The sequence below is a fragment of the Paenibacillus plantarum genome (genome assembly GCF_013141695.1).
Lineage (GTDB): Bacteria > Bacillota > Bacilli > Paenibacillales > NBRC-103111 > Paenibacillus_E > Paenibacillus_E plantarum.
In genome coordinates this window covers 716231-740948 of sequence record NZ_WHNY01000067.1, presented here as the reverse complement: position 1 = coordinate 740948, position 24718 = coordinate 716231, and the positions used below count along the sequence as shown (strand labels likewise).

Annotated in this window: 15 protein-coding genes and 1 pseudogene; all 16 read right to left on the bottom strand. The window is 35.9% G+C overall.

What is annotated here, in order from left to right:
• Positions 1–47: 47 nt before the first annotated feature.
• Complete coding sequence (locus tag GC096_RS26215; RefSeq protein WP_171634272.1) at positions 48–5816, bottom strand: RHS repeat-associated core domain-containing protein; 5769 nt, start codon at positions 5814–5816, stop codon at positions 48–50.
• A gap of 267 nt (positions 5817–6083) precedes the next feature.
• Positions 6084–9827 carry a fibronectin type III domain-containing protein gene (locus GC096_RS26210; protein ID WP_171634270.1) on the bottom strand — a complete coding sequence of 1248 codons (3744 nt, stop codon included), beginning with the start codon at positions 9825–9827 and terminating at the stop codon, positions 6084–6086.
• A gap of 883 nt (positions 9828–10710) precedes the next feature.
• A pseudogene (locus tag GC096_RS26205) lies at positions 10711–10968 on the bottom strand (helix-turn-helix domain-containing protein); the annotation flags it as partial.
• A 237-nt stretch (positions 10969–11205) separates the two neighbouring features.
• Positions 11206–11796 (bottom strand): CDP-diacylglycerol--glycerol-3-phosphate 3-phosphatidyltransferase, encoded by a 591-nt coding sequence (gene pgsA / locus GC096_RS26200; RefSeq protein WP_171634269.1) that lies wholly within the window; start codon positions 11794–11796, stop codon positions 11206–11208.
• 173 nt (positions 11797–11969) lie between these two features.
• A complete protein-coding gene (locus GC096_RS26195) occupies positions 11970–12608 on the bottom strand; it encodes a hypothetical protein (RefSeq protein WP_171634267.1) in 639 nt (212 codons plus the stop codon).
• Between the two features lie 836 nt (positions 12609–13444).
• Positions 13445–14530 (bottom strand): helix-turn-helix transcriptional regulator, encoded by a 1086-nt coding sequence (locus GC096_RS26190; protein ID WP_171634266.1) that lies wholly within the window; start codon positions 14528–14530, stop codon positions 13445–13447.
• A gap of 275 nt (positions 14531–14805) precedes the next feature.
• Positions 14806–15300 (bottom strand): STM3941 family protein, encoded by a 495-nt coding sequence (locus tag GC096_RS26185; protein ID WP_171634265.1) that lies wholly within the window; start codon positions 15298–15300, stop codon positions 14806–14808.
• Positions 15301–15511: 211 nt separating this feature from the next.
• A complete protein-coding gene (locus tag GC096_RS26180) occupies positions 15512–16036 on the bottom strand; it encodes a hypothetical protein (RefSeq protein WP_171634264.1) in 525 nt (174 codons plus the stop codon).
• A gap of 399 nt (positions 16037–16435) precedes the next feature.
• Positions 16436–16972, bottom strand: coding sequence for an SMI1/KNR4 family protein (locus tag GC096_RS26175; RefSeq protein WP_171634262.1), 537 nt, complete (start codon positions 16970–16972; stop codon positions 16436–16438).
• 324 nt (positions 16973–17296) lie between these two features.
• A complete protein-coding gene (locus GC096_RS26170; RefSeq protein WP_171634260.1) occupies positions 17297–17830 on the bottom strand; it encodes a hypothetical protein in 534 nt (177 codons plus the stop codon).
• Positions 17831–18037: 207 nt separating this feature from the next.
• The gene (locus GC096_RS26165) at positions 18038–18496 is read right to left on the bottom strand and encodes a hypothetical protein (RefSeq protein WP_171634259.1); all 459 of its coding nucleotides are present in this window, start codon (positions 18494–18496) and stop codon (positions 18038–18040) included.
• Positions 18497–19312: 816 nt separating this feature from the next.
• The gene (locus GC096_RS38870) at positions 19313–19708 is read right to left on the bottom strand and encodes a transposase (protein WP_246302943.1); all 396 of its coding nucleotides are present in this window, start codon (positions 19706–19708) and stop codon (positions 19313–19315) included.
• A gap of 282 nt (positions 19709–19990) precedes the next feature.
• A complete protein-coding gene (locus GC096_RS26155; protein WP_171634258.1) occupies positions 19991–20776 on the bottom strand; it encodes a DUF6602 domain-containing protein in 786 nt (261 codons plus the stop codon).
• Between the two features lie 29 nt (positions 20777–20805).
• Positions 20806–21537 (bottom strand): hypothetical protein, encoded by a 732-nt coding sequence (locus GC096_RS26150; protein WP_171634256.1) that lies wholly within the window; start codon positions 21535–21537, stop codon positions 20806–20808.
• Positions 21538–22005: 468 nt separating this feature from the next.
• The gene (locus GC096_RS26145; RefSeq protein ID WP_171634254.1) at positions 22006–24393 is read right to left on the bottom strand and encodes a hypothetical protein; all 2388 of its coding nucleotides are present in this window, start codon (positions 24391–24393) and stop codon (positions 22006–22008) included.
• A complete protein-coding gene (locus GC096_RS26140; protein WP_171634253.1) occupies positions 24383–24562 on the bottom strand; it encodes a hypothetical protein in 180 nt (59 codons plus the stop codon). Before GC096_RS26140 ends, GC096_RS26145 begins: the two co-directional genes overlap by 11 nt.
• Between the last annotated feature and the right edge of the window lie 156 nt (positions 24563–24718).

Sequence of the window (24718 nt, the reverse complement as noted above, 5' to 3'; positions counted from 1 at the left end):
GTCAAAATCAATAAAAACACATACACTAAACGTATCATATTGAGTCCTCACTTTTTCTTACCTGATTTTGTGATTATGTCTTTAACTACATCTGGAATATTAATTGGGTAATTACCGTACACTTCAACATAATCCTCTGCTTCACTCGTTGTATAAGCACTATTTCCAACAGAAAACTCATATTGTATTTTACCTAAATCCGTAAATTCAATATCCATTTTTAGATCTTTTACAATTGAAATTCCCTCAATCCTGTTAAGCATCGCTCCTCTAACAAAATCACTATTTAATGATTGATACCTTCTCAATTGCAACTCTGCATCTTGCATGTAACCATCCACTCCTCTTCTCATATCTGTCTCTCTAAGAGGCTTTACTTCCCATATTTGGTTATCACCAGAAACAATATCGACATACCAATTTATGGTTTCACCCAACCATTGTTTTTGTTGTAAATTGAACTCTAAAGTTAAATTAGTTCCATATAGTTTATGGATTTCCGCTCCCGCGATAACTTGTGTAATTTGGTGAAAAGCAAGGTATCTTGCTTGATCACTATTACCCATTCCATACAGAATTGAATTCACCACTTTTCCTGTATTGCCGTCACTAACATATCTTAATAATGCATTATTTAATTGTTCATTGGTGGCATGACCAGTCGGATCCCAGTTTGTCAATGGATTATTTCCCACATACGTATAAAGATTCAACGTTAGCGGATTCGTAATATCCCCCTCATACGTATCCTCATTAATAAATCGTCCTACACTTGGATCATACCATCTAGCCCTCAGGTATTGAAGACCCGTGCTTTCATCCCAATACTCGCCGCTGTAGCGAAATGGTTGCTTCACGGTTTCTTGTGTATCTATGGGATTTCCCCAAATATCATAGTCATACTTGTTCAGCGGTTCCCCATTCTGACCATAAACTCCTACAATATCGCCATGAATATTTTTTGAATAAAATCCTTTTACACCATCAGCATCTTCTAACATTAACGGCCCGCCTGCATGCACGTAACTAACTTTTTCTCGAGTGTTGCCATCGCCTAGAACGATACCCTCTGCTATCATTTCTTGATCATCATAGTAAAACCGAGTAGTCACTCCTGCCTCTGTTCGTTCTGTTAGTAAATCATCTCCATTATAGAGATATGAGATCTCGCTGCCATCGGCTTTAGTTATTTTTTTCAAACGATTCCATGAATCATAGGCATAACTTGAAGTATTACCAACTTCTTTAGAATGTTCAGAAGTCAAGGTTTCTAAGTTGCCTCTCTCATCATAACTATATAATTCATTAGAAGGCGATGCTGTTTTTATTCGATTCATCTCATCATAAGTGAAAACATCATTAACCCATTGTCCATTCGTTGACTGTAATCTTGTAAGTGCATTTCCATTCAGGTCATACGTATATGAATAATCGCTTAACGTACTATTCAAATGCGTATTCTTCACATTATTGAGTCGGTTATTTTCAATTAGATATGTAGATTTCAACCCATTAGATAATGTTAATTCGTGTTTCTGCCCCTTGCCATTATAGGTAAAAGACGAAATTTCGTTCTGGTTCCAGCTAATGTTTTCAAGCTGATTCTGATTGTCATATGAATAATTTACTGTATCTAGAAATGGCATTTTCATTTCTTCGCGCTGACTTATATCATTATATTGATAAATCAAACTCCTATCATCAGGGTAGATAACTTTATCGAGAGTACCTGTTACAGTGTTATACTCATACGAAGTGGTTCGATCACCATTGTCAGTCATACTAGACCTTGTCCCATCATCATTATACATATAGGAGATAAAATCAGTAGGACTTGACTTCTTCATAAGAAAATTACGACTGTTATACGTATAAGTATACTGCTGACCTTTCCTATCTACATAATTCGTTTTATTGCCATTATTGTCATACATCAAGTATTCACTTTTCAGTTTTGGATCGACTGTTTTTACAAGTTGACCTAATTCATCGTAATATTTAAAACTAGTTGGTGAAGTTCCTAAATTTAAAGGGTATGTCACACTAGTTTGCATCCCTGCGCGGTTGTATGAATACTTATATACACTGTTATCTGCGCCTTTAACCCGGATTAAACGACCTAATGTGTCATACTCGTAATCTGTGAGATTATTCTCGCCATCCAAGTTTTGAGTAAGGCGATTAGCATTATCGTAAAACCCTCTCCAAATCACTTCAAAGAGACCATTTATTTTTTGCTCTCTTCGAATGATTCGTCCAAAACTATCTGAAATCTCTCGAGTTACATCATCTTGAACTGTAGTCACTGATGATTTTGAAGTCACTGTATTAGTAAATAGAATATCATCATAATTCATCTCAGTGAGAATAGGACTACCACTTATATACGTTTTAAACTTCCTATCCCAATCATCGTAAGTAAAATTTGTTTGAACATGATTTGCATCTCTAACAAAGTCTACTCGCCCCTTGTTATCGTACTCCATTTTGCTTTTCATCTGCTTAGCTGTACCATTTAAAATTCCTTGCTCAACTTCCCAGCCAAGTGAATTCCACTTTACATATGTCTTGCGATGCATTTCATCTTCTATAGTAGACTCATTACTTAAGTCATTAAATGTTTTTTCTACATTCGTTCCATCTGGATTTGTTTGTTTCGTTAAACGTCCTAATTTATCATATGCAAAGGTGGTTGTCTTGCCATTTCCGTCTTTATACTCTTCAATTTGACCTGTTGCCAAATTATATACGCCTTCAATAATTTGAGTCTTTGCAATACCTGTATTCCATGTATAATTGGGTGCTTTTAATTGAGTATATGGTCGAGTAATCTTCGTTGGATATCCATAATTGTAAGCTTCACTATACTCGATTTGAGTTTCCCGATTATGATCAGTATCTAATTGTCTAATCATGGTCATATTTCCATAGTCATCATAAATATATTGTGTGTTCTGAAGGATGCCACCGTTTGCCGAAGATTCCCTTACTCTAATTTCTGTGATATCCCCTTTAGAATTACGGGATGTAATCTCGGTATATAGCACTTGACTTCCATCTATAGGTTCTGTAGAAGAAATAAGACGTTTTGTTCCATTATCAAATAAGTATGTACTCGTGAGGTTAAATGGGTTCTTTAGACTAGTAATATTTTTATAATCATCGTAGCTTACTGTATTTGTAACTGGTACAGTCGTCTGGCCAGTTAATTCGTTCTTCATAAAAGAAGAAGTTGAAATAGGATTTGTTCTACGCTTCAGAGTATCGTAGCTCATATCACTAACATGAGTTATAGTGTTATTTGTTGTTCGTGTTTGCTTATTGTAGTACATAGATCCTTGTGCATTATCAATATAATCTTTCTCGTAAGATGTTTTTGTCTCTAACATTCCATCAAACAATGTTGTTGAAAATGTGTATTCTCCAGCAAAAGAGCTGGCCATATCTCCCGTATACACAAATGATGAATGATTAAATACATTTGTGCTTAAATCTGTATTCACTTGGATGTCTTCTCTCGAACTCAACCGGTACGCCTGATTATATTGATTATTGCCGATCCAGCGTGATACAGGGTTAGTCTCATACGAAAATGCACTCTTAGCACCAGTTGGATGAATAACTTCGTCTAATAAGTAATAGGGATTACTTACTGGATTTGAACCTGTTAGATTAAAGTTTGCAGACTTTACCGTATAGTCATATGTGGTTGTTCGACCCATAGGATCAATTACACTGCTTAGAACTTCTTTGCCGTCTAATGTAGTTTTATTATATAAAACTGTTCGATTTCCTTGTGTAACAATTACCTGGGATCCAGTATAACTAATTGAGAGCGTATTACCCAATACGTCTGTAATCGAACTGAGTACAGTACCATATGTGCTATTATTGCTATACGCAAACTGAATAGTATTATTATAATTATCACGAATTTGAATAATATTTCCTTGAGCATCAAAAAATTGATCCATCCCAAACACAGAAGACAATTTATATACAGATTGTCTGCCACTGTAAGAAACAGATGCATCAGTTTGAAAGCTTAAATCTGACCACGGATAATTGAGTAAAGATGTCCCACTTACTTCATACATACCATCTTGAATGCTAATATATTTCTTCCCATTCTCGAATTTTATGTAAGGAATATTCCAGCGCCATCCCTTACCAATTGGGAATTTATTATCTATTAGATCATTTTTCACTTGATTATAATTCGTTTGACTAGTCACAATACTGTAAATATCCGATAAACTAGTGTAAACTAATTCGTATTCATAATGACCTCCAGTATAAGATCCGCGGGTCCCGCTAGAGTTATAATCCCCTCTATTCAATTTAGCTTGATCATCGGATGCATCCCAAAAACTCCCAAAAATATCAGAAGACTGTAACTGCGTAGAATAGGATGTCCAAGGTTGGTAGCTCACATTAATTGTTCCAATTCCGATTGGAGTATATCTGTATTCATAAATATAATTAGAAGGATCTCCATATGTGCCACATCCATGTGCAACCACATTTGATTTCCCTGGAGGATTTAGGGATGTTTGATCAGCTGCTGCCCTTGAGTAAATTGGGGACTGTGTGTAAACCTCATAAGAACCTGTTGAACCTGTCCATACAACACCACCCGTTTTTACTCCATTGACGCAAAGATACTTGTCGACGGATACATTGTATGTTTGCGTAACGCTAAAATAAACATCTCTAGTTCTAATTTTAGATAGGTAATCAAAGTAATAACCATATGAATATGAATAACCTACGTCCATATCATATTTCTGAGCATTATTAGAATCATACGTACGTTGAAGGGTGAATGATAACCCATTTCTGCCTGGTAGTGTTAGATCGGATTCTGCAACGGATAATCCCCCGGTGAGTAATGAAACATTCTCTCCATGTAAACTAATTTCATATGGTGCCTTACTGTTTTTCATTGTAGGAATTTCAATAGTTTTTGGTTCAGGAACAGATAAGTTAACTGCCTCAGTTTTTACTTTAAGCGTATTAGCATTTTCATCCGTAACTGGAGTTCCCTCTTTAATTGTTCTAATATCCAGGGCTTCATATTCAATATTTGGAACTGAGACCTCATCTTCAGTAGTCATTAACTCAGACTCTCTACCCTTTTTAAGTTCTTTAGTCTGAGAAATATTTAATGACTCTTTAGGCTTCTCTTTACTTTCAATTTCAGCTATTCCTGTCTTTGATATTTTCCCACTGGAAGAATCTTGCTTGGGAGCTTCCCATAATAAAGTAAATAAACTTGGTAATGTAAACCCTTTGTCTAGTTGCTTCCCCACCCAAGTCGTCTCAACACCGAACTCGGTCACAAGATCATCAATTGTAAGCTTTGTATAATCCTCCTTTAGCGCTTCAAGATCACTTTTAATCTGGCGCTCCTTATCAAGTCTAGCGCGTTCAAGTCGTAATTTCTCTGCTCCCAGCAAATCTAAATCTTCGCCACGACCTATTTCAATATAACGACTAAATAGCTTTGATTGTTCTGCAATCTCTTTTTCTGATCCTTTAAATTTGGGATTGACTGTATTCTGAGCATCCCAAAAATCCTCATATATTGGGTTCACTTTTATAGGTTGGTCGATAGCTGATTCACCTTTTAGTTTAGTTGCTTCGTCCCAGATCTTTATCAGTTCCTCATTTGACTTTATTTCTTTCTTGTTCAGTGGCTGAATTATCGGGGATAATTCGCTATCCAAGTCACGTTCGTTTGCAGATACAGAAATACCGAAACTGTTAAACAAGCATACAATTGATAATAGAACCGCAATAATTCGTTTCTTCATTCATTCTCATCTCTCTTCTATTCTTTATAAAGTCTCAGGAAATTCTTAATGTATTTAATTTGTGATTGATTTCAGTCTTCCGTGTGCGTTGTAGTTATACGACAGATTGTGTTAGATTTTAACCCTTTACTTAGCTATCTTTCATTCATCATAGAAAGAACACGCACAACTTAATCGTAGGGTTTTCATAATTCCATCTACACATCCTGTGTACCTATTTATTGAACTTCTCCTTCAAATCGTATATTTTGCATAGTAACTCTTTCTCTATTGATTTTGAATATTTAGTAAATTTCCATTAGCATCATAGTTATACTTTAGAATTTTCCCTGTATTTAACTTTATATAATCTATTCTTCCCGAAACATCATAGTAGTATCGGAGATGTAATGGGATCCTTTTAGATATCGAATTGCTAGCGGTCGAGAAATTACCTGAACTGTCTTTTGCTACTACTGTAAACGTATGTGTTGCATTTCCTATTAAATCTCTTGCCGAATAAGTGGTTTTAGTAGCATCAACTACTGCAATAAGCGTGTCTTCGTCGTATATATAATATTCAGCGACTCCAACATTATCTATAGAATTCGTCCAATATAGGTCTACATTAAATAATCCATTCGTAATCAACGTTAGATTGGATGGAGCTGAAGGAGCTTGGATATCTTGAGGATTTACATTTGGACCAATTACCATAATCGGATATGATGAGTTTATTAGTGTACCATTTCCTAATTGACCTTCTGTATTTCTCCCCCAAGCATAGTACTGACCATTTTCATCAACGGCATAACTGCTGTATGTGTAGGATTTGTTAACTCCTATATAAAAAGCTGAGTTTGCGCTTGTAATTTTAACTGGTTTTAGATGATCGCTTTGGGTTCCATTCCCCAATTCACCATAAGCATTAGTTCCCCATGACCAAATCGAACCATCTCGACTCACAGCTAGCGAACTACTTTGGCCAATATGTGCAGAAACAATGTCGTTTAAACCTACTACTTGAACTGTTTGGAAACCTTGAGTTGAACTGAGTCTCTTAAATTTCCATAATGTTCCATCACTTTTTATAGCAAAAGCATAATAAGAATCATCTCCCGCCAGAGCCACAATACCATCTAAACCGTTTACAAGAATAGGTAGTATACTAATATCGGCTCCCCAAATCCAAACTGTTCCATTATTTTTGAGTACTTTGAAATCTAAACCACCTGCCGAAGCTTCAACTACACCAGATAATTGAGGAACCTGGGTGGGAGATGATTGTTTCATATACTGAAACTCGTAATCATCTTTTCTATAATCTATTCCCCAAGTCCAAACAGTACCATCACTCTTTACAGCTATCGAATGCAATCCTCTTGCACTAATCGAAACGACACCATTAAGATTTGGTATTTGCACAGGTATAAGTTGACCTAAGCTACAATTTGAGTTACCCAATTGGCAATAGTCATTTTTACCCCAGGCCCAGACTGTTCCATCGTTTTTTAATGCAATGATATGTTTATCTCCTGCGGATACTTGACTTATACCTGTTAAATTCTTTACTTGTACAGGCTCTTTTCGGTCTGTTGTAGTACCATCCCCTAGTATTCCAAGCGTGTTTTTCCCCCAAGCCCACAGCGTCCCATCTTTCTTAATAGCAAAAGTTGAACCTGTTGTTGTACTAGTAATCATTGGTTTGATTGGCAAGTGGGGACTTAATTCTCCTGAGACGTGTTCGCTCTCAAGTGATTGGTTCCCTATTGCATCAAAGGCTTTAACAGAAAAAGTGTACTGGACACCTCCATCCAATCCAGCAATTCTAAATGTGGTTGTCTCTCCATTCACACTACCAGCCAGGTTCCCATTCTTGTAGATTTCGTACTTAACTACCTTCACATTATCGCGTGAAGGTGTCCAATTAAGGATAATCTCAGTAGGCGAGCTATCCAATCTCAAGTTAGCTGGACTTGTAGGATTGATTGTATCTATCGGGACGTTGGGTTGATAATTAGGAAATGTTATTAAGTTCCATTCCCAAGTCTCTTCTGTTGTTCCGTTCGCAAGTTGGCCTTGTTCATTGCTTCCACTAACCACATAATTATTATATGGCCATCCCCATTTGACATAAGCACTATTATCAACTCCTGCTGTCAGATATCCGTTGTATATAGTTTCATCCAATTCCATTGGAGAAAGCTGATAATCTTGATTGAGACTGTTGCCGAGTTGATGTTTATTGTTTGCCCCCCACGAGAATACTTCCCCATCCTCATTAAACGCAGCTAAGGTGTGATTGTCTCCTGCTGCAACTTGTACTTTGGGGCCATAATTATTATAATAACCATTAAATTTAACCTCGATCGGCCGTAATTTACCGATTTTTGTACCATCTCCTAGTTGACCGAAACTGTTATCCCCCCATGTAAGAACCCCTCCACTCGTTATAGCTGCAACTGAATGATTATAGCCTGCTGCTGCTGAAAGTATACCACTAGCTATTATTTGTACGGGTGTCAGACGGGTGGTAGTTGTGCCATCTCCTAACTGTCCATAAGTGTTATGGCCCCATGCCCACAAAGACCCATCATTCTTAACTGCTAGTGAGTGGTTCCATCCCGCTGATACTGAAACTATTCCGGATAAGTTATTCACTTGGGTTGGATCACATGTACCAATATCCTCGAAGTTATACCCCCATTCCCACACCGTTCCGTCATCCTTGACTGCTAAGTTATAATTACCTTTTGTGGATATTTCAACAATGTCCGTTAAGCCTTGGATCTGTCCCCATTCATCTCGAGTTCCAATTTGACAAAAAACATCGTATCCCCATGCCCATACCGTTCCATCCTGTCTTAGTGCAACGCTATGATTTGCACCCGCCGCTACTTGGCTTACCCAAGTTAATTCAGGCAAAATGTTTAACTGAATAGGAGATAATATGGGAGTAGGTGAGTTGGATTGATCTAAAAATGTATCATCGTTATAACCCCATCCCCATATTGTGGCATCATCTCTTACTGCCAACATGTAATCATATCCTATCGAGATCATCGGTTTAACAGGAAGCACCACTCTTGTTGTAGGGTCAATGACCACAGGATATTGCAAGTTACTGTCATCCAAAATGTAACTAATAGTAATAGTATTGTGATTTTCTTTAACTTCAACTCGCAATTTGTCGTGTCTCAATACTTCACTGGAAGAATCTTTCACCCAAGGACTTGGAATCTTAAATTGCAACTGATTGTTGTCATCGAAAAATAGAATAGAACCATCCACATTTAGCTTATATTTCAGCTCTGTCATTTCTACATCAAACTGAAATTCCTTTGGAGCCTTTTTATCCTTAAGGAGTAATTCCAATTTCATTTGATCATTTTCAATTTGATACAACATATCAGTACTTGTCCAAGCATCTCTATAGATAATTGAATTTCCATATACCTGTCCTGTTACGCTGTTCATATTTTTAGCTTGGTAAGTAATTGAATTTTCTTTAACAGAAAATGTAACGCGTTGCTCTCTTGCTTTGTCGCTAACATCAACTTCAAAATTATTTGCCTTCATTTTATGCGTATATCTTTTATTGGATCGGTCTTCAATTAATCGAGTATCAATATTAGCCCATTTACCTCCCTCATTGTAATGCAGAGAATATACAGAGGAGACCACACTTTCCTTTCCAGTACTATCAATAAAAACTTTACTATTTTTTTCTCGTTTCCCAACTATCTCATTAACTCTTGAATTTCTGCTAGTTATTACTTCTTCCGTATTCGGGTCTACTAGAGACATTTCTGCTGGGTTGATACCACGGTTGCTATCAATTTTTATTTCTTTATCAATGTTATTAGTTACTTGCCTTACAAAAGTAGTGTTATTATTATTTCTAACATCTGATGGCATATCTATTGAAGGTAAATAACTTGCGTAGGAATTTCCCCCTGGCAGTATACCAGCAAGTAGTACAATTATTATCAGCATCGAAACCATTGCTTGCATTGTATATTTTTCTTTCATTTCCTAACCTCCCTGAATATGTATTGCATGGAAGAGCGTGTTTTTTATCTAGAAAGTTAATAATATAATGAACGACTTACCGTACTTTATTACCTCTATCTCATTCTTTGCTCAAAAACGAATATCGAAATACCAACAGGATTCATTGGCATAAGAGCCGATCACAAGTTGAATTCCCAAATTTCTCCCGTCAACATTCTTTTTCATTATTATTTCGAAAGCGATTTCATAAAATTTCTAAATAAAACTTCATGTCATTCTATCGAGCTCAGTAATTGTAATGGTATGAAGTAATTATCATTATTTGCTGAATCGCCCACATTCTTAGTAACCATCCTATTTTCTCAAATTGCCTAATCTTTAATAGATTTATTTACTCGTTTCTCACCTAATTTCGTTTGACAAGTTTCATCAATTATTTTGCAGATAAGATAGCTCACTACTGGGAAGAATCGATCAACCCTTAATGTTGAAAACGACAGACCTGAAATGGAGTTCTGGTTATATACCACCTGTAATCTTCGCAGAACATGACCCCAACAAAGATACTACATAACAATACATATTGATGTAAATCATTAAAATCGCAAATGTATACTCAAAATACAAAAAATGGAACTCTAAAATGAAAAACTACTACTAAATACTATTGCAAATGTAATGAATACCTCAATTCCACTTTTACAAATGAAAAAACTCCTCTTTCGAATATCGAAAGTAGGAGTTTTTGGGATTTTGATTGTTAATTGAAACTAATAACTTAATTCCATGTAATGTTAACACCTCATGCAATTCAGCCATCGATAACTGAAACTCTTCTCTAGCCTGCTGTGTTTCGACTTTCTGATATTTCAAGGAAACGAGTAAAAGAATAAACGCCCCTGACGCCATGCATCGATTGAAAAGCTCTTGCGAAAGAAATCGTTGAATCATAACCGTACTTAAGGGCAATATCTATCATTTTAGCATCACTATTCAATAAATCAATCGCATGTCGTATATATTCGGCCAATGACACATCGGTAATGAAAGAAAACATTCTTTGAAACTGATGCGACGAACAACAAGCTTGATTTGCTACCTCCGCAAGGTATATTTCTCCAGATATATTCATTTCGATATAATCCAATGCCCTATTCATTCACATAAGCCAATCCATTTGTTACCCTCCTCTCAATCGTAGTAAAGAGTAAGAGCGACTTCGTATCGCAACTTTTTATGCACAAGAAAGTTGGCCTTTTATTTAACTAGATACTTCGGTAGGGACAAAAATAATTTTTGCATTACACTACATGCATATTACAAATTGTTGAACTATAGTTGTTATTTAACTAACGTTACTCGTTAGTTCAACGGTTTATCGGTTCGTTGATGAATGTCATAAGTTGTCCAATTGCAGTTTACGATAATTGTTTTTCATGTACATGTATCCAGAATAAACCGTCAAACCAACAGCTAATATCATGATCAGAAAATCAATTGAGTAATTTGTAAAATAGTAAAACGGAAAATTCCCTAATAAAACTGCAGCGATTGCAACAACCTGTAGCACCATCTTCATTTTCCCATGTTTATCTGCTGCAAGTGCTACTCCCTTTGCCGCTGCAATAGTACGAATGCCAGACACCATTACTTCCCGACCAATAATCACAATTGCTATCCAAGAAGGAATCATGTTCTGTTGAACCATCATTACCAACGCAGCCGATATTAAAAGTTTATCAGCTAGCGGGTCTGCAAGCTTACCGAAATTCGTTATCTGATTATATTTGCGTGCTATATAACCATCTAACTTGTCTGTTGCTGACGCAATGATAAATATTGCAATTGCCCAATACAGTCCGTACTGATTTATGTAATTCAAAAAGCCAAACTGCTCCACCAACCAAGATGGGTAATTTTGAAGTGCCAGCATGAAAAAAGGAATCATCCCAATTCTTACGACTGTTATTTTGTTTGCAAGGTTCATGTCGTCACCCACTAGATTTATTTAGTTGTTATCACTATATTACCATAACTTGGATGTAATCTACCCGATAGCTTAATGAGGCTGCCTGGTCAATCTCGTGGCAACCTCATTTGTCTCAGTATTTTGCTCTCGTTCCTTCGTTAGTTCAGCAAATATAAGATCCTTTTCCCTTACTATTTTAAAGGGTATACAAGTTGTATATCCTTATTTTTAACCAAACCTTCGTATATCGCATGATTATGGTCTGCACCTACGATACACAAGATTCGTTTTCCTGGATGTTTAATAATTGCGTTATTTATTCTTTGAATCATTATTAGATGTCTACAATCCCATCGAAATACATGTGCCTCAGGGTTAATTTGCTCTAACCATTTGTATTTTTGTTTCGTTATATTGTCATATTCTGATGAGTTGAAAGGAATAGCACTGGAATTCCAAGTGGAAAGTTGCCTCTGAAACCATCGCTCTGATTCACTAATCAACGCACTTCGTTGTAACTCACTGTGATTCTTGAATGGGTCAAAATCCATCCAAACATCAAGTTCCACCCAATCAATAGGTACAAAATCACATTTCAATTCTTCGCATAATGGAAAAATTAGATCCCAGTACTCGCTTGCGGGTTCGCCCCAATATCCTCGATGTGTGGAATCAGTTTTGTATTTCTCCCAACTGTCGGGAAGTACTTCACCGCATATTACATCTGGATTAAATTCTAGAATTAACTCTTTTATTAATTCCAAAGTTAAATGGTACCTCTTCCGCAATTCATTGTCATGAACTACTCCTAAGATTCCTACCGTTAACATGATTCCCCCAATCTAGTCCACAAATTGTTGGAGCTGTAAAGGCTTATAATATTATGGCTAAATATACTGCTTTCGATAAGAGTATCCAGACAAATTTATCCTCCATCTAATTAGATGTACATCTAATTACAAATTACTGAAATATATTTATTTTGTCAACCGCTTTTTACACTTTCCCAACTAAACTGTAATCTAAAGAGGCTGCCGATTGTGGGCAGCCTCTTCCTGGTTGTGTATGAAGCTATCGTTACCAGATAGCTTAACAATCAATTGGTTCTTATCAAACTCTTGAGATTCGAACTATAGCCTCTAAGGAAATATTTGTTTGCGATTTTGATACCATTATCGTCAAAACTCCTTCAACCTGGTCATTCCGTTTTTCTGAAAAATTGTTGGATTGAAGCAAGTATTTTATCAATGAAGTCCCTTAGATATTTTTTGACTAGAAACCCTACCAAAGCAAAGAATAGTTAAATACCAATAATAATCAGAAATAGTTTTAGTCCTATTTCTAGAGATTCCATTTAGCTCCTCCTTCTGGATCAACGAACTAAAGTTCCTCGTTAGTTCAACCGGAAATTTTAATGTTATGACTTCGAATTCCTTAGGGATACGTTCTAAGTGCATTTTTGTTTAACATTGATATCATTGCAATATGCGAGCTGGTGTAGCATTCGGTATTCATTCAGCTTGGTATCGTTCATTACAAGCACTCCTGTAATAGATGATTTGTAACTAATCTACTTTCTTGCTGTAAGGATTCGCCAACAACGGCCATACTCCAGCCTCCAAAACAAAAAAGCCGCCGATCTTTTCATGTCACGCATTTTACAATCTTAAGCCTCTTTTACAGCTTTAATCATCTTTATATATTGCAGATCTCCTAGTCCGTAGTGAGGAAATAGACGAAATAATTGCTGCAATAGTTCATCCTGAGGCTTGCCTAAATTCTTTCTGATAAATGCGGTGATTTCATTATCGTCCTTTAGATATTCGAGATACAAACTAATTCCCTGGTACATCACAGGCATCAAATTCGCTTCAGGTAAACGATGATGAATCAAAACTTGTTCATAAATTTCTTTGTAGCCTCCTAGCAGAATATCCGTTTCTTCCACATCATAAGTCAATTCTTTTACCATATGGAAATACACTTTTCCTTCATATCCCTCTTGCTCTAGATGGGCCAGTAGGGTCAGCATATTCATTTGGCAGAACATGTCGTCACCAAACCATAAAACCATACATTGGTATTGTTTTTCCATCAGCGGTTTCAACGGAGTCAAGGTAATCCTCTCATAATCATGTAAAGTCACCTGATGTCCGGAAGCTCTTATTTTATTAAATTCATCACTAAAGATCGGATACGTAGTTTCATTCGAACACATCGCTTCATTAAACGGAACGTAGTCGCTTTTTTCCATTAACTGATGATTATGAAACTCCTCATACATCATTTGTCCATTCAAGATATTCAAAATATCCCGATCAAATTGATCTTGAATTCTATTTTGCAAAGTCCCGATCTTTAATTTCTGTGAAATGTCCATCGAAAAACCATCCTTTATGCTATTAATATTAAATTTAACAAAGGTCTGCAATGGTTGTGGTTTCCTTCTAAAGACACTAGGATTAACACCGAATGTCCCTTTAAATGCTCTTGAGAAAGCTTCTTGAGATAAAAATCCATGTTTAAATGCAATATCAATCGTTCTTTGTTTGGTTTCTTTCAGTTCGATGGCAGCAAGATATACCTTTCTAAGTGCCATATATCGCTTAATGGTGATACCAGTTATTTGATGAAATTTGAAGGAACAATAATATGGAGAATATCCCATATCGTTACCTAAACGTTCTAATGAAAAATCTTCAAATAGATGATCTTCAATCCAGTCAATAATCTCCTGCATTGTATTGTTCATATGCCCCCTCCTGTACTCATTATAAAAGAAAAGAATATCGTTTTTTTGATATAAGTTGTGTTTGCTTATGTTTTTAGCTGCCCTTTCGCTTTTGAGTGTATCTTCCTAATTTGTGAAATTCCTTCCAAAAGACTGCCCTGATATTGTATTGGAGTTACGCTAAACTGCCCGATAGCTTAATGAGGCTGTCACCCGTTTTCGCGGTGACAGCCTCATTTTGTAGTTTATTCAAGTACCGTTTCCCGTTAGAGAGTCTTCCAGAAATACTTACATTATCATTCGATAAGTAATCTTCTGTTAAGTTCTTCAGTTAGTTTCAATTTAGATATTCCCAAACTGCCTATGCTAATAATAGTAAATTTTCGAGATCGACCAATTCTTTTATTTAATATATAAATGTATTTACCAATACCCTTACTTCGATTTATTAACGAATCGACATCTTGAACTTTGACCATAAGATATTCCGAAAATTTAATGTTTTCAAAAGTAAAGGATTCAATCTCATCCCATTTCACTAATAACTTTCCCTTACCATTTGTTAACCCATAATCTGTTAGAATAAGTGCGGGAACTCCTGTTATTCTATAGAGGAGTTGCTGTGGACCAATTAAAGCTAGTAACATTAAAAACAATACCATTATTAATATTATCCAATCATTATTCGAGACCTTTACTAGCAAAAACACACCAAGTAAACCCAAAATAATCGACCTTATTAAACTAATGATTAGCCCAGTAATCTTGAATGGAATCTTCAAATCGCTCATAATATAAAATCCTTTTCAATTGAGTATGGGATATTTACGACAAATTACTATATTCGTCTTATTTAAGTACTTCGCAGATTATCCATACTCTAAATATTCTGCAAAGTGATCACATATTCCTGTCAGCTACTTCAATAGAGAACGGCAGCCCATCGGGTAACCGGCTGCCGCTACATGTTATTCAACAAACGTTCCTAGTTAGCTCAACAAATTAATCCTGTTTACAAGGTCTAATTGGTGCAAAACAAGCTAGTACTCTTTTAGTACCTATTCCATCCATGAATTTTACTATGAATTCTGTATCGTTCCCCTCGCCAGTAATTTCAAGAATTTTACCTGTTCCAAATTTATCATGTTGGATTTCATCTTCGACCGTAAGAGATTCAATAAATTGTAACTGCTCATCGAGAATTTTGATATCAGACTCATAGATATTTACTACTGGCTCCATGCGCAGATCCTCGGGCGGTTCCGGATATGAATTATTGGTATTTTCATAATATTCGCCTTCATCGCCTTGAACTCGAGCTCCGATTCTATTTGCAATAGTAATCATTAGACCGATTGCCATTTTATCAGCGCCGCATAGAGTAATTCTGCCTCCTTGAAACAAAAATGGTATCCTCCTATAGGTATTGAAAAGATCAGCGACCTTTTTTATATCATCTTTTGTTATTGGATTTTGCTCGCTAGATACCCAATGATCAGCCTTGGTAATATGAAGATCATAACTCATAAAGACCACTTCCTCAGATATTTGTTTTAAAAAGAAATATTCTCCATTACAACCCGATCACCTTCAATTAGCTTACTGAATATACCCAATAATCCCCCACCATGTTAACCTGCCCTTACATCAATAAAAATAGGAACCGTCCAGACTGCGCGGCAGCCGACGATCCCTATTTAAGTAACGTTCCTCGTTAGTTGAACGAAGTAGCTTATTCATTTATATCTAAGCCATAAAAATTTAGCAATTCCTACGATAGTAATCGACACAATAATCACTAGTATTATCCAAAACATAATAGCAAGCTTAGGCGAATCCTCAAAAACACCATGATAAACGATAAAGTAACTGTCTTGGTATGAAAAATCCTCTTGTTTGTTTGCATGTATAATGTAAACTAGAAGTTTAAGGTAGTTTTATCAAATCAAGCAATTCAGAGAAAGAGTTGCAAACACGGTAGAGGCTATCATCCATCCATTCAATTGCCGTTTTTTTGGCTAAATCCTCTTCTGCAATCTCGTCCTCAAGTACGACTTCTTCATGAGCCAAGAACACAATCGCAGGTTCACTTTCGTTTTGTCTGTAGTCGAAAAAAAACATGTCCCCTCCTCCATTATCTGCAAAGGGAAAGATTTTATCGGGCGCAGGCAAACATTCTTTGAAAGAATAGTATGCAGCAAAAATTGCTGTTCTTTCTACAGTGTCAGTATTCATATACCTTAGCAAGGCTAACACAGAACGTTTACCATGCCACCTTGGAATTTCTATTTCACCCGTTTCCCACTCATTATTGTCATTTTTTACTTTAGCTAGAGCGCCATCATGTTGTGTAATGATATTTACGTATGCTTCCGGAAATTTTATATTCCACCTACTTTCAAACTCTCTTATCCTTTCAATTGGAACGAACCGTCCAATATGCCATCTAATTTCTCTTGCCATTGTATTCCGCTTCCTTTCCATGTTTTATTCGTCTGTCAGCCCCTTCTTCCATAAGCGTAAAAAATCAACATGCCGTCTCCAGTGATAATAGATAATCCCATATATTAGGACGCTGGAAATACATTAAAAGTTGTGTAAAAGTGCCCTTCAATGAAACAAGGGACAGCTGCCAGACGCGGCGATCTATCCCTTGTTTTTGCGCTATCGTTCGCCGTTAGCGGAACATTTTTCTGGCTTAAGCCTTGAAACGTCATTTCCTATATCACTTATAATATAGAGTCCGTCTTGGAATTCTCTTGGACACTGCAAATTATATTTTTTGTTCTAATCTATCGCGAATAGCTTCAATTGATTGTTAACTTCTTTAAAGTAATAAGTTGATGTTTCTTGCTTTGTTTCATTTTTGCTTTTTAAATAGATCGTTCTCACTAGAGTAACTCCGTATTCGTTGGGGCCACTCCCATTAGCATCTTGATTAAATTTAATACTCTCCATGTTGAGAATATACTCATTTTGAAACTCAGTAATATAATTGTAATTGCTCTCTAGGCGTGATTCATCGCCACTTGAACTAGAAGCAAAGGTTGCAAGAAACTTAGTTTTATCGCGACTATTGATGGCCATTGTATTTTCGTTAATGATTTTAACTGCATCATTTTGAGTAGGGTCCGAATATTGTTTATCATCGATATAGATAATGCCAGGTAGTGGAACTACAGTTGAGATAGGTTCGGGCAAGGGGAGTATGAGTGGTGTATCATCTGTAATCTTTGGTGTATTAAATGGCTTAACCGCTCTTGACTGATCGCAACCTGTGAAAATCAACATAACAGTAATCATTAATACAATTCTTTTCATTGTTTATCACCCATTATCATTGAAGTAATAGTCGTCTACCATATAATCCCTATTTTATAGGACGATCTGCACGTAACGTAATAACGGCTGCTTCGCGGCAGCCGTTTCAGTATCGTTTCGCGTTAGCTCAATAAATGAGCCGAATGGACCTGATTCTTGAATACGGAGTTTTACATAATTCTCACTCCTTTTGAGTTAAGAACAATATTACTTCATATTTAAATATCCTCCACTCATTCCAAATGGAATTTCCTCTTTCCCTTGTTGTACTAATCCATTCAGCTCAACACTTGGATTATCAAAATCTAATAAAGTGGAATTTCCAAACACCTCTTTTATCGGTGCAAAAATAGTGTATGTAATTTTCTCTCCTGATTTAAGTTTTATTGGTTTACTAATGTCAGTCTTTCCTTCAATTTTAAAAGGACTTCCTTTTGAGCCGTTTGCCAAGATTATAGGATAATACAAATAAAAATTTAAATATTTAATCTCTAATATACCTGTATTCTTTACTTCAATTAAATAAGTTCTATATTCATCATTTATCTCCTGATTTAACAAACTAATCTTAATATCATTATCATTAAAGCGATTATCTGCTTTCGGTGAACAGCTTGTTAAAAAGGTAATGAACAATATCAAAAAGATAAGAATGGAACGTCTCATTGTTTTATCTCCTTTTTATTATCTTTGGCATGTGTTGTTCACTTGTCATCCTCAAGCCTCCGATAAGTAGATATTCCAGATAGTGGGTGTTTTGGGTTATCTATATGTTAAAACGCATGAAGTAGACCAAAGTTGCGTTAAACTGCCCGTTACTTCAATAGACAACGGCAGCCGATCGGGTGACCAGCTGCCGCTATATGAGTATTCAACAAACGTTCCCAGTCCCTCAGTATTAAGGATTTATCTCACGTAAACTCACTCATTCGCAGGATTTCATCACTTTGGAATATAGCGGCCATAAGGATATTAAGTTATCACGACCGTAAGTTACCCTTTTTAGGCATACGGGAACAGAGGAACATATGGAATATTTCCCCATATCATACTCTACTGCACGCATACTCCACAATTCCCTCGGAGATTGACCATCCCAAGGCTCTACGGGTCGTCGCCCTAACATTCCTTCGTTACACCTATCCAAGGTGTGGAGACCGATAGCGTTTAGCGGATGGGTCTGTGCCCTTTTGGAGAACGAACTCGGTCCTCCGTGCTTTCTTTGTTTGAAGTCCTGCGAATGAATCAATTTACGTTAGTTCAAAGATGTTAGGCAGCTTGAGTATACGGAATGACCGTTTTTTCAGGAGTAAATGACTCCTCGGAATGCACCATGCCAACTAAGATTCGTGCCAGTTTTCCAAGCAATTTAAATATCGACTTCTGCTTACTCATATGTTTAACTTGCACATTATTCACATGTAATTGCTTAAATACAGGATTTGTTCCCACTAATGTTAAGGTGGCTAGATACAAATATTTTCAAAGTGTTGAGTCTCCTCGTTTGGAGAGTATGATCTGGCCCTTACGCTTTCCAGACGTGCTCTCCGCTAAATTTAAACCGGCCTTCCGTAACAACTGACGACCGTGAGCGTATTGCTTCAAATCACCCGTACTTGCCAGAATTGCTGCAATATAGATTGTGCCCAAACCTTTAACGGAGCGAAGCTGGCTAGCAATTGGGATCTCTCCAAGTAAAGCTGCGATTTCTTGTGCTATTTTGTTCAATATACCATCAATACGCTCGTACTCTTCTAATAAACGATGCAGATCCCGTTTGGCCTCGTCCAGCGCAACGGTCTCCCCCACGCTTTGAACCGCTTTAGAGAGTAGTTCAGCGGCCTTCTGAATACCTGTGGAGCCGCCAGCTCTTTTCATATATTTTCGCCAACCTGTAAAAACTCCTGACGTAGATTGACCTTTTAGATCCAACGGAGACAGGAACTCTTTGAGTGTAGCATCCGGACACTATTGGTAACCCAGAATTCTCGATCATTCATTAGGGTCCGTAACCTCTGAAAATGAGTTGCTTGCCGAATGTACTCATAATATTATCCACGGCTAACAACATCCGCAATAACAAGGGCATATTGTGATACATAATCATGCAGAGTGTACCTTAGGACTAAACCAGTTATATTCTTGATCTTTATGATTCTCTTACTCTATTTTTTTATATAAAATAGGGAAACCATTAAATATGTCATTAACATAGTTAAACAAATAGGGAGGCACTACTTCTATCACATTTAAATATGCGTTAAGAAATAAAAAAAACAATAATAAAGAATCTTCTTTAGCTTCCATTATCCCCATTGTTGTTGGTTCAGTATTCGGAGGATTTAGTCTGACTTTGCCCTCTTTGTTAACGGTTACTAATACCCCTTTATTCAAAATGCAGACAAGATTTACGCGTTCATTCGCAGGTATTTTCTTATTTGCCTCATTTATATTTTTCGCTATTGACTCTAACGATTGTTGAGCTTCGAAAGCAAATACACATCCGAGTGTTTCGGGGTTCACTTGTTCTTCGTCTCTAATACCTATTAAAATAGCTCGCGTACCGCTTTCTTTCTTTAACCTTTTTACCGAAGCAATGTTTTCAATGCTTTCAGAAATCTTATGTTTGGTAAGAACTGATTTAATCTCAACAGTCGCACAAAGACTTTCTGCAGGGAAGATCTGAGTCTTCTCGTTAAACCAGAGAGGACAACTATTACTATCATATATAACACAATCAAGTTGTTTGCTAATTCCTCCCTCTGTGGAAATTGCTTGTCCATTTCCAATTCCATATTTGTTTGGCAAATGTTTTATAAGAAATTCTTTTACTTTCTCTTCTCTATTAGTACCTCTATCACCCATATGGGAAATCTGTTCTGTTATCTCAGAAAAATCTAAAGACATTTTTTTTGAAATACCACTAAATAACAACTTCAATTCCATTTCAATTAGCCTCCGCATGACATAAATAATTAAAGATTGCACTTACAAATTTGTTCATACAACAACTCACCTGGCGAAGTAATTTTAAAGTACTCATCGACATCAGCATCACTTGAATCAATATCATTTGAGTCCATGTTAAGGCTAACCTCATTATATTTATTAAGAATTTGATTTGAAACGCATTTATCGATTGTTAAAAATACGCTAGATAATTCCAAATCGTTAGCATCACAATAAACATTAAACTTTTTACCTTCCAATATTGCAGTCTTTCTTCGACTTGATGAGTTATTAATATACAAATAAACAAACTTGAAGTTTATAATATCAATATCATATAGATTCATTAGCACATTAACACAAACCAAGTACTTATACTCAATATCTGCTTTGCTTTTTATTAAAGTACCTAGCATTGAGCCTAGGATCAAACATGCTTGAGTAGATTTAGATAATATAATTTTGGAGAATGTTTCTGCAATAAACTCTGCTTTTGCTTCATTATCAATAAAATCAATTAGTTCTTCTAATTGATCTTCAACTGTAACACCATCTTTTATAAATCCATTTAAGAATGTATCAAACTTTCTTTGCATAATAATTGTACTTGAATTTCTAACAAAACCCAGTAGTTTGGAGTCCTCCCCCGTTGATACATTAAAAGATTCGTTGCTTGAGTTTAAATTTACTCCCAGAAACTTCTCTATTTTAAGGTTAGCTTGATCCCAAACATCTTTCTTTTTTGAAAGTTCTTTCATTTCATTAACCCCTTCATAGAAGATGGAAAATATTAACGAAACTATTATACACATAATTATGTAAAGTGGTCTATATGAAGCTCAATTATAGTTATACAACTCGATAGTATTACAAATTTCACTACCGTGATTCTGTATCATAAACTGATAGCGCTATAGTTCCCAGGCAAGTTTATTCACAATGTTTAATCAACTACTCGTTGATTTCATGGTTAAAATTGGAGCTAATTTATGGAGTGTTGTTCTCCTGTTGCTGGCTGCTCTACTTGTTTTTACAATGTTCTTTGTTTTTGTCAAAAGACAAAAAGCTTCAATGGCTGTCATCTGCATGGGTTTGATTCTTGCAGTGGTAACCTATGTGGCAGTCATGGTTAGTGTGATATAGCTTGGACTTTGAAAACTTAAAAGCCCAATCCTCAAATAGGAGGGTTGGGCTTTGCTTTTGTTTTCTTAAACTGTACTTTTTCTTTAAAACAGCGGAAAATTATAGCTTGTCCCGTTACAATTATCTTTTGGATTTTTACCATTAACCCCATGACAAACTAGAATGCCGCCCCTTACGATTCTCATATAACCATGTTTACCTTTTCCTTTACATATGGGACAGGATAATAAGTTATTAAGACGTTTTATGTTCTCCCATAAAGTCCTATATTCTTCTACTGGACTATGCTCATTAAAGTTAATTTGTCCGTGGCTTCCGAAACTTAAATCCGACCTATTTTTTTCAATTTCATCTAATAACTTAATTGATCCGAGTTGACCAGAAAAATGAGGTTTTATTGCCTTCTGAAGAGGAGGCCAAAGTTCCCCTAAATCATAACCACTGGTTGAAATTTCTCCTTTAAATGGCAATGAAACTGATAATAGATCGCAGTGGATACGACACCAGTCCTCGAAGAAGATTCTAATTGGGTTTGCAACACCAGTTGCTTTTACAGCTGTCATAAGTAATTCATCAATTTCTTCAATTTCCGTTAATGAGTTTTTATAACTAACTTGTCCAAGTCTCCTATCATAATTATAAGCTTCTATGGTTTTCCAAGTGTTACTGTTATTACGTTTTATTGCATCCTTCATACATTTATTGAAATAGGCATCATGTGTTGTGATAATTAGTTGGAAATGTTTGAAATTCTCGGCCAGGAAGTTTGCGATCCGCCTTTGGTTCGGGAAGTCAAATGATGAAAAGACATCATCCAAGACGAGTACAGGAAATGTTTTATTTCCTCTTTCAATTAATGAAAAAATTAACCCTAATCCATAGGCTCGCATCCAAGATTCATTAAGATATCCTGTTGGAGCAACATTCTCCCTGCCGAGGTAATTCATTAGTAATGTTATCTCTCTGGCTTTAATAGGAACTACCTTAAAAGAGTGAGCAACCGAGATCCCTGTTTCAAGCATAGGATTATCAACAATCTCTGAGAAAATCTCTTGCGCTCTTTCAACTACATCTGCAAATCTTGAATCCATTTCATCAATACAGAACTTTGAAAATGATTTAGCAGTATCCGCTATTTGTGATGCAAAGGTAGCATGTATCTCGTTTTTCAAGGCAAGTACTTCATAAGCACCAATATGTTTTTCAATTTCCTCTATATCCCGCTCAAGATTTATTAAACTTTCAAGGTTTGTTGTTGATATAGTACTACTCACAAAAGTCCCCAGCAATTGTTTGAGTTCTCTAATAGCAGTATCCAATTCTAGCAAAGACATTGTTTTCAACTCTAAAGCAGTAGCGGCGAATTTGCTTTCCTTCGATTCCTTGAGAATACTCTTAAAATTAGTCTGCACCTTTGTAAGCGTTATACCAATGGATTTCTCACTTGAATTAATTTCACTCTTAATCTCTTCAATTCTTTTTGAGAGGGTAATATAAGACTTATTATTTATTAGATCAGTTCTAATTCTGTCTTTTTGCTTCTGCCAGTCAATTTTGATAGATTCGCATACTGGACAGTTTTCAGGTTGATGATCATGTAAATATTCTGTAGAAGCCTCTAGTAATTTAAATAGTGAGGCGGCATTTGATTGTATTTGAAGTTCTTTTAGCTTCTGATCGGTTTCTTCCAAATCTTTATGTTGATTATTCAATTTTGCAATCTCTTCAAGTACTTCATCTAAGTTAAAAATTGCTATTTCAGCATTCTTTACTCCAGTTTGATCTTTGATATCGTTTTTGTGTTCTTTAACTTTTGACTTCAATTCATTAAAATTATTAATAAATTTCAAATCATATTCAATCTTATACTTTTCACAGAGTTTTTCTATAAATAATGGCTCATCCTTACTAAATACGCTTGTTCCAAGCAGACTAGTTATTTCCTGAAACAGTGATTTCATTTGATATCCATATGGATTATCTTGACTCCATCTTTTTACCGAGTCCATCTTTTTTGAAATATTCATTAGAGGTAGAATACCAACTGCATTTGCTATACTCTCATACCTTTGACCTGGAGTAGCATCCAGAACTTTCATAATATCTGACAGTCGAAAAATCCAATCATATTCTGTGCTTTGCTCAATTATTTTCGCTAGTGAAGGAGCTTGTGCTCCTTTGTCAGTAACTTTTCTAGTGCCACTTTTGTTTTCTGTAAAGGAAATTGAAACTTCACCGTCACCAACTTTATTCAAATGTTTAAGGGTTTTTATTCCTCCATATTCTCTAGCTTTCAATTGTTCCAGTTGACCGTTAACGTTGGTATTTCTAAAATAGTCAATTGCATCTATAAGGCTAGACTTACCCATCCCATTTTGGGCGTATAGCAAAAGTGACTTTCCATCCAACTCATACTTATGTACTCCGAGGAGTCCTCTAAAACCCTCTACTGTAATGGAATTAATCTTCATCCACTATATTCTCCTTATTTTCAGCAACTGTTTCGCATATGGCTAAAAATTCTGATCTAAAACAGTCATCATCTATTTCACCAATCAGAAATTTTTTCAAAAGGATTTTTATTTCTTCATTCTCGATTGTAGTATAGCTATTGAAAAAACCATCCAGTAATTCGGTCATCCCCACAACTCCCGTACGTATTTTTGAAGAAGTTAGTACAGCTCTCTATTTGAATTAAAAGTTGAGAATTATCTTCCTGTGAAACCAATATTCGATATTTCAATTATAAGTTCTTGTGAAACTTGCCGATATCCTCTTTAAATTTCTTTTACTCTA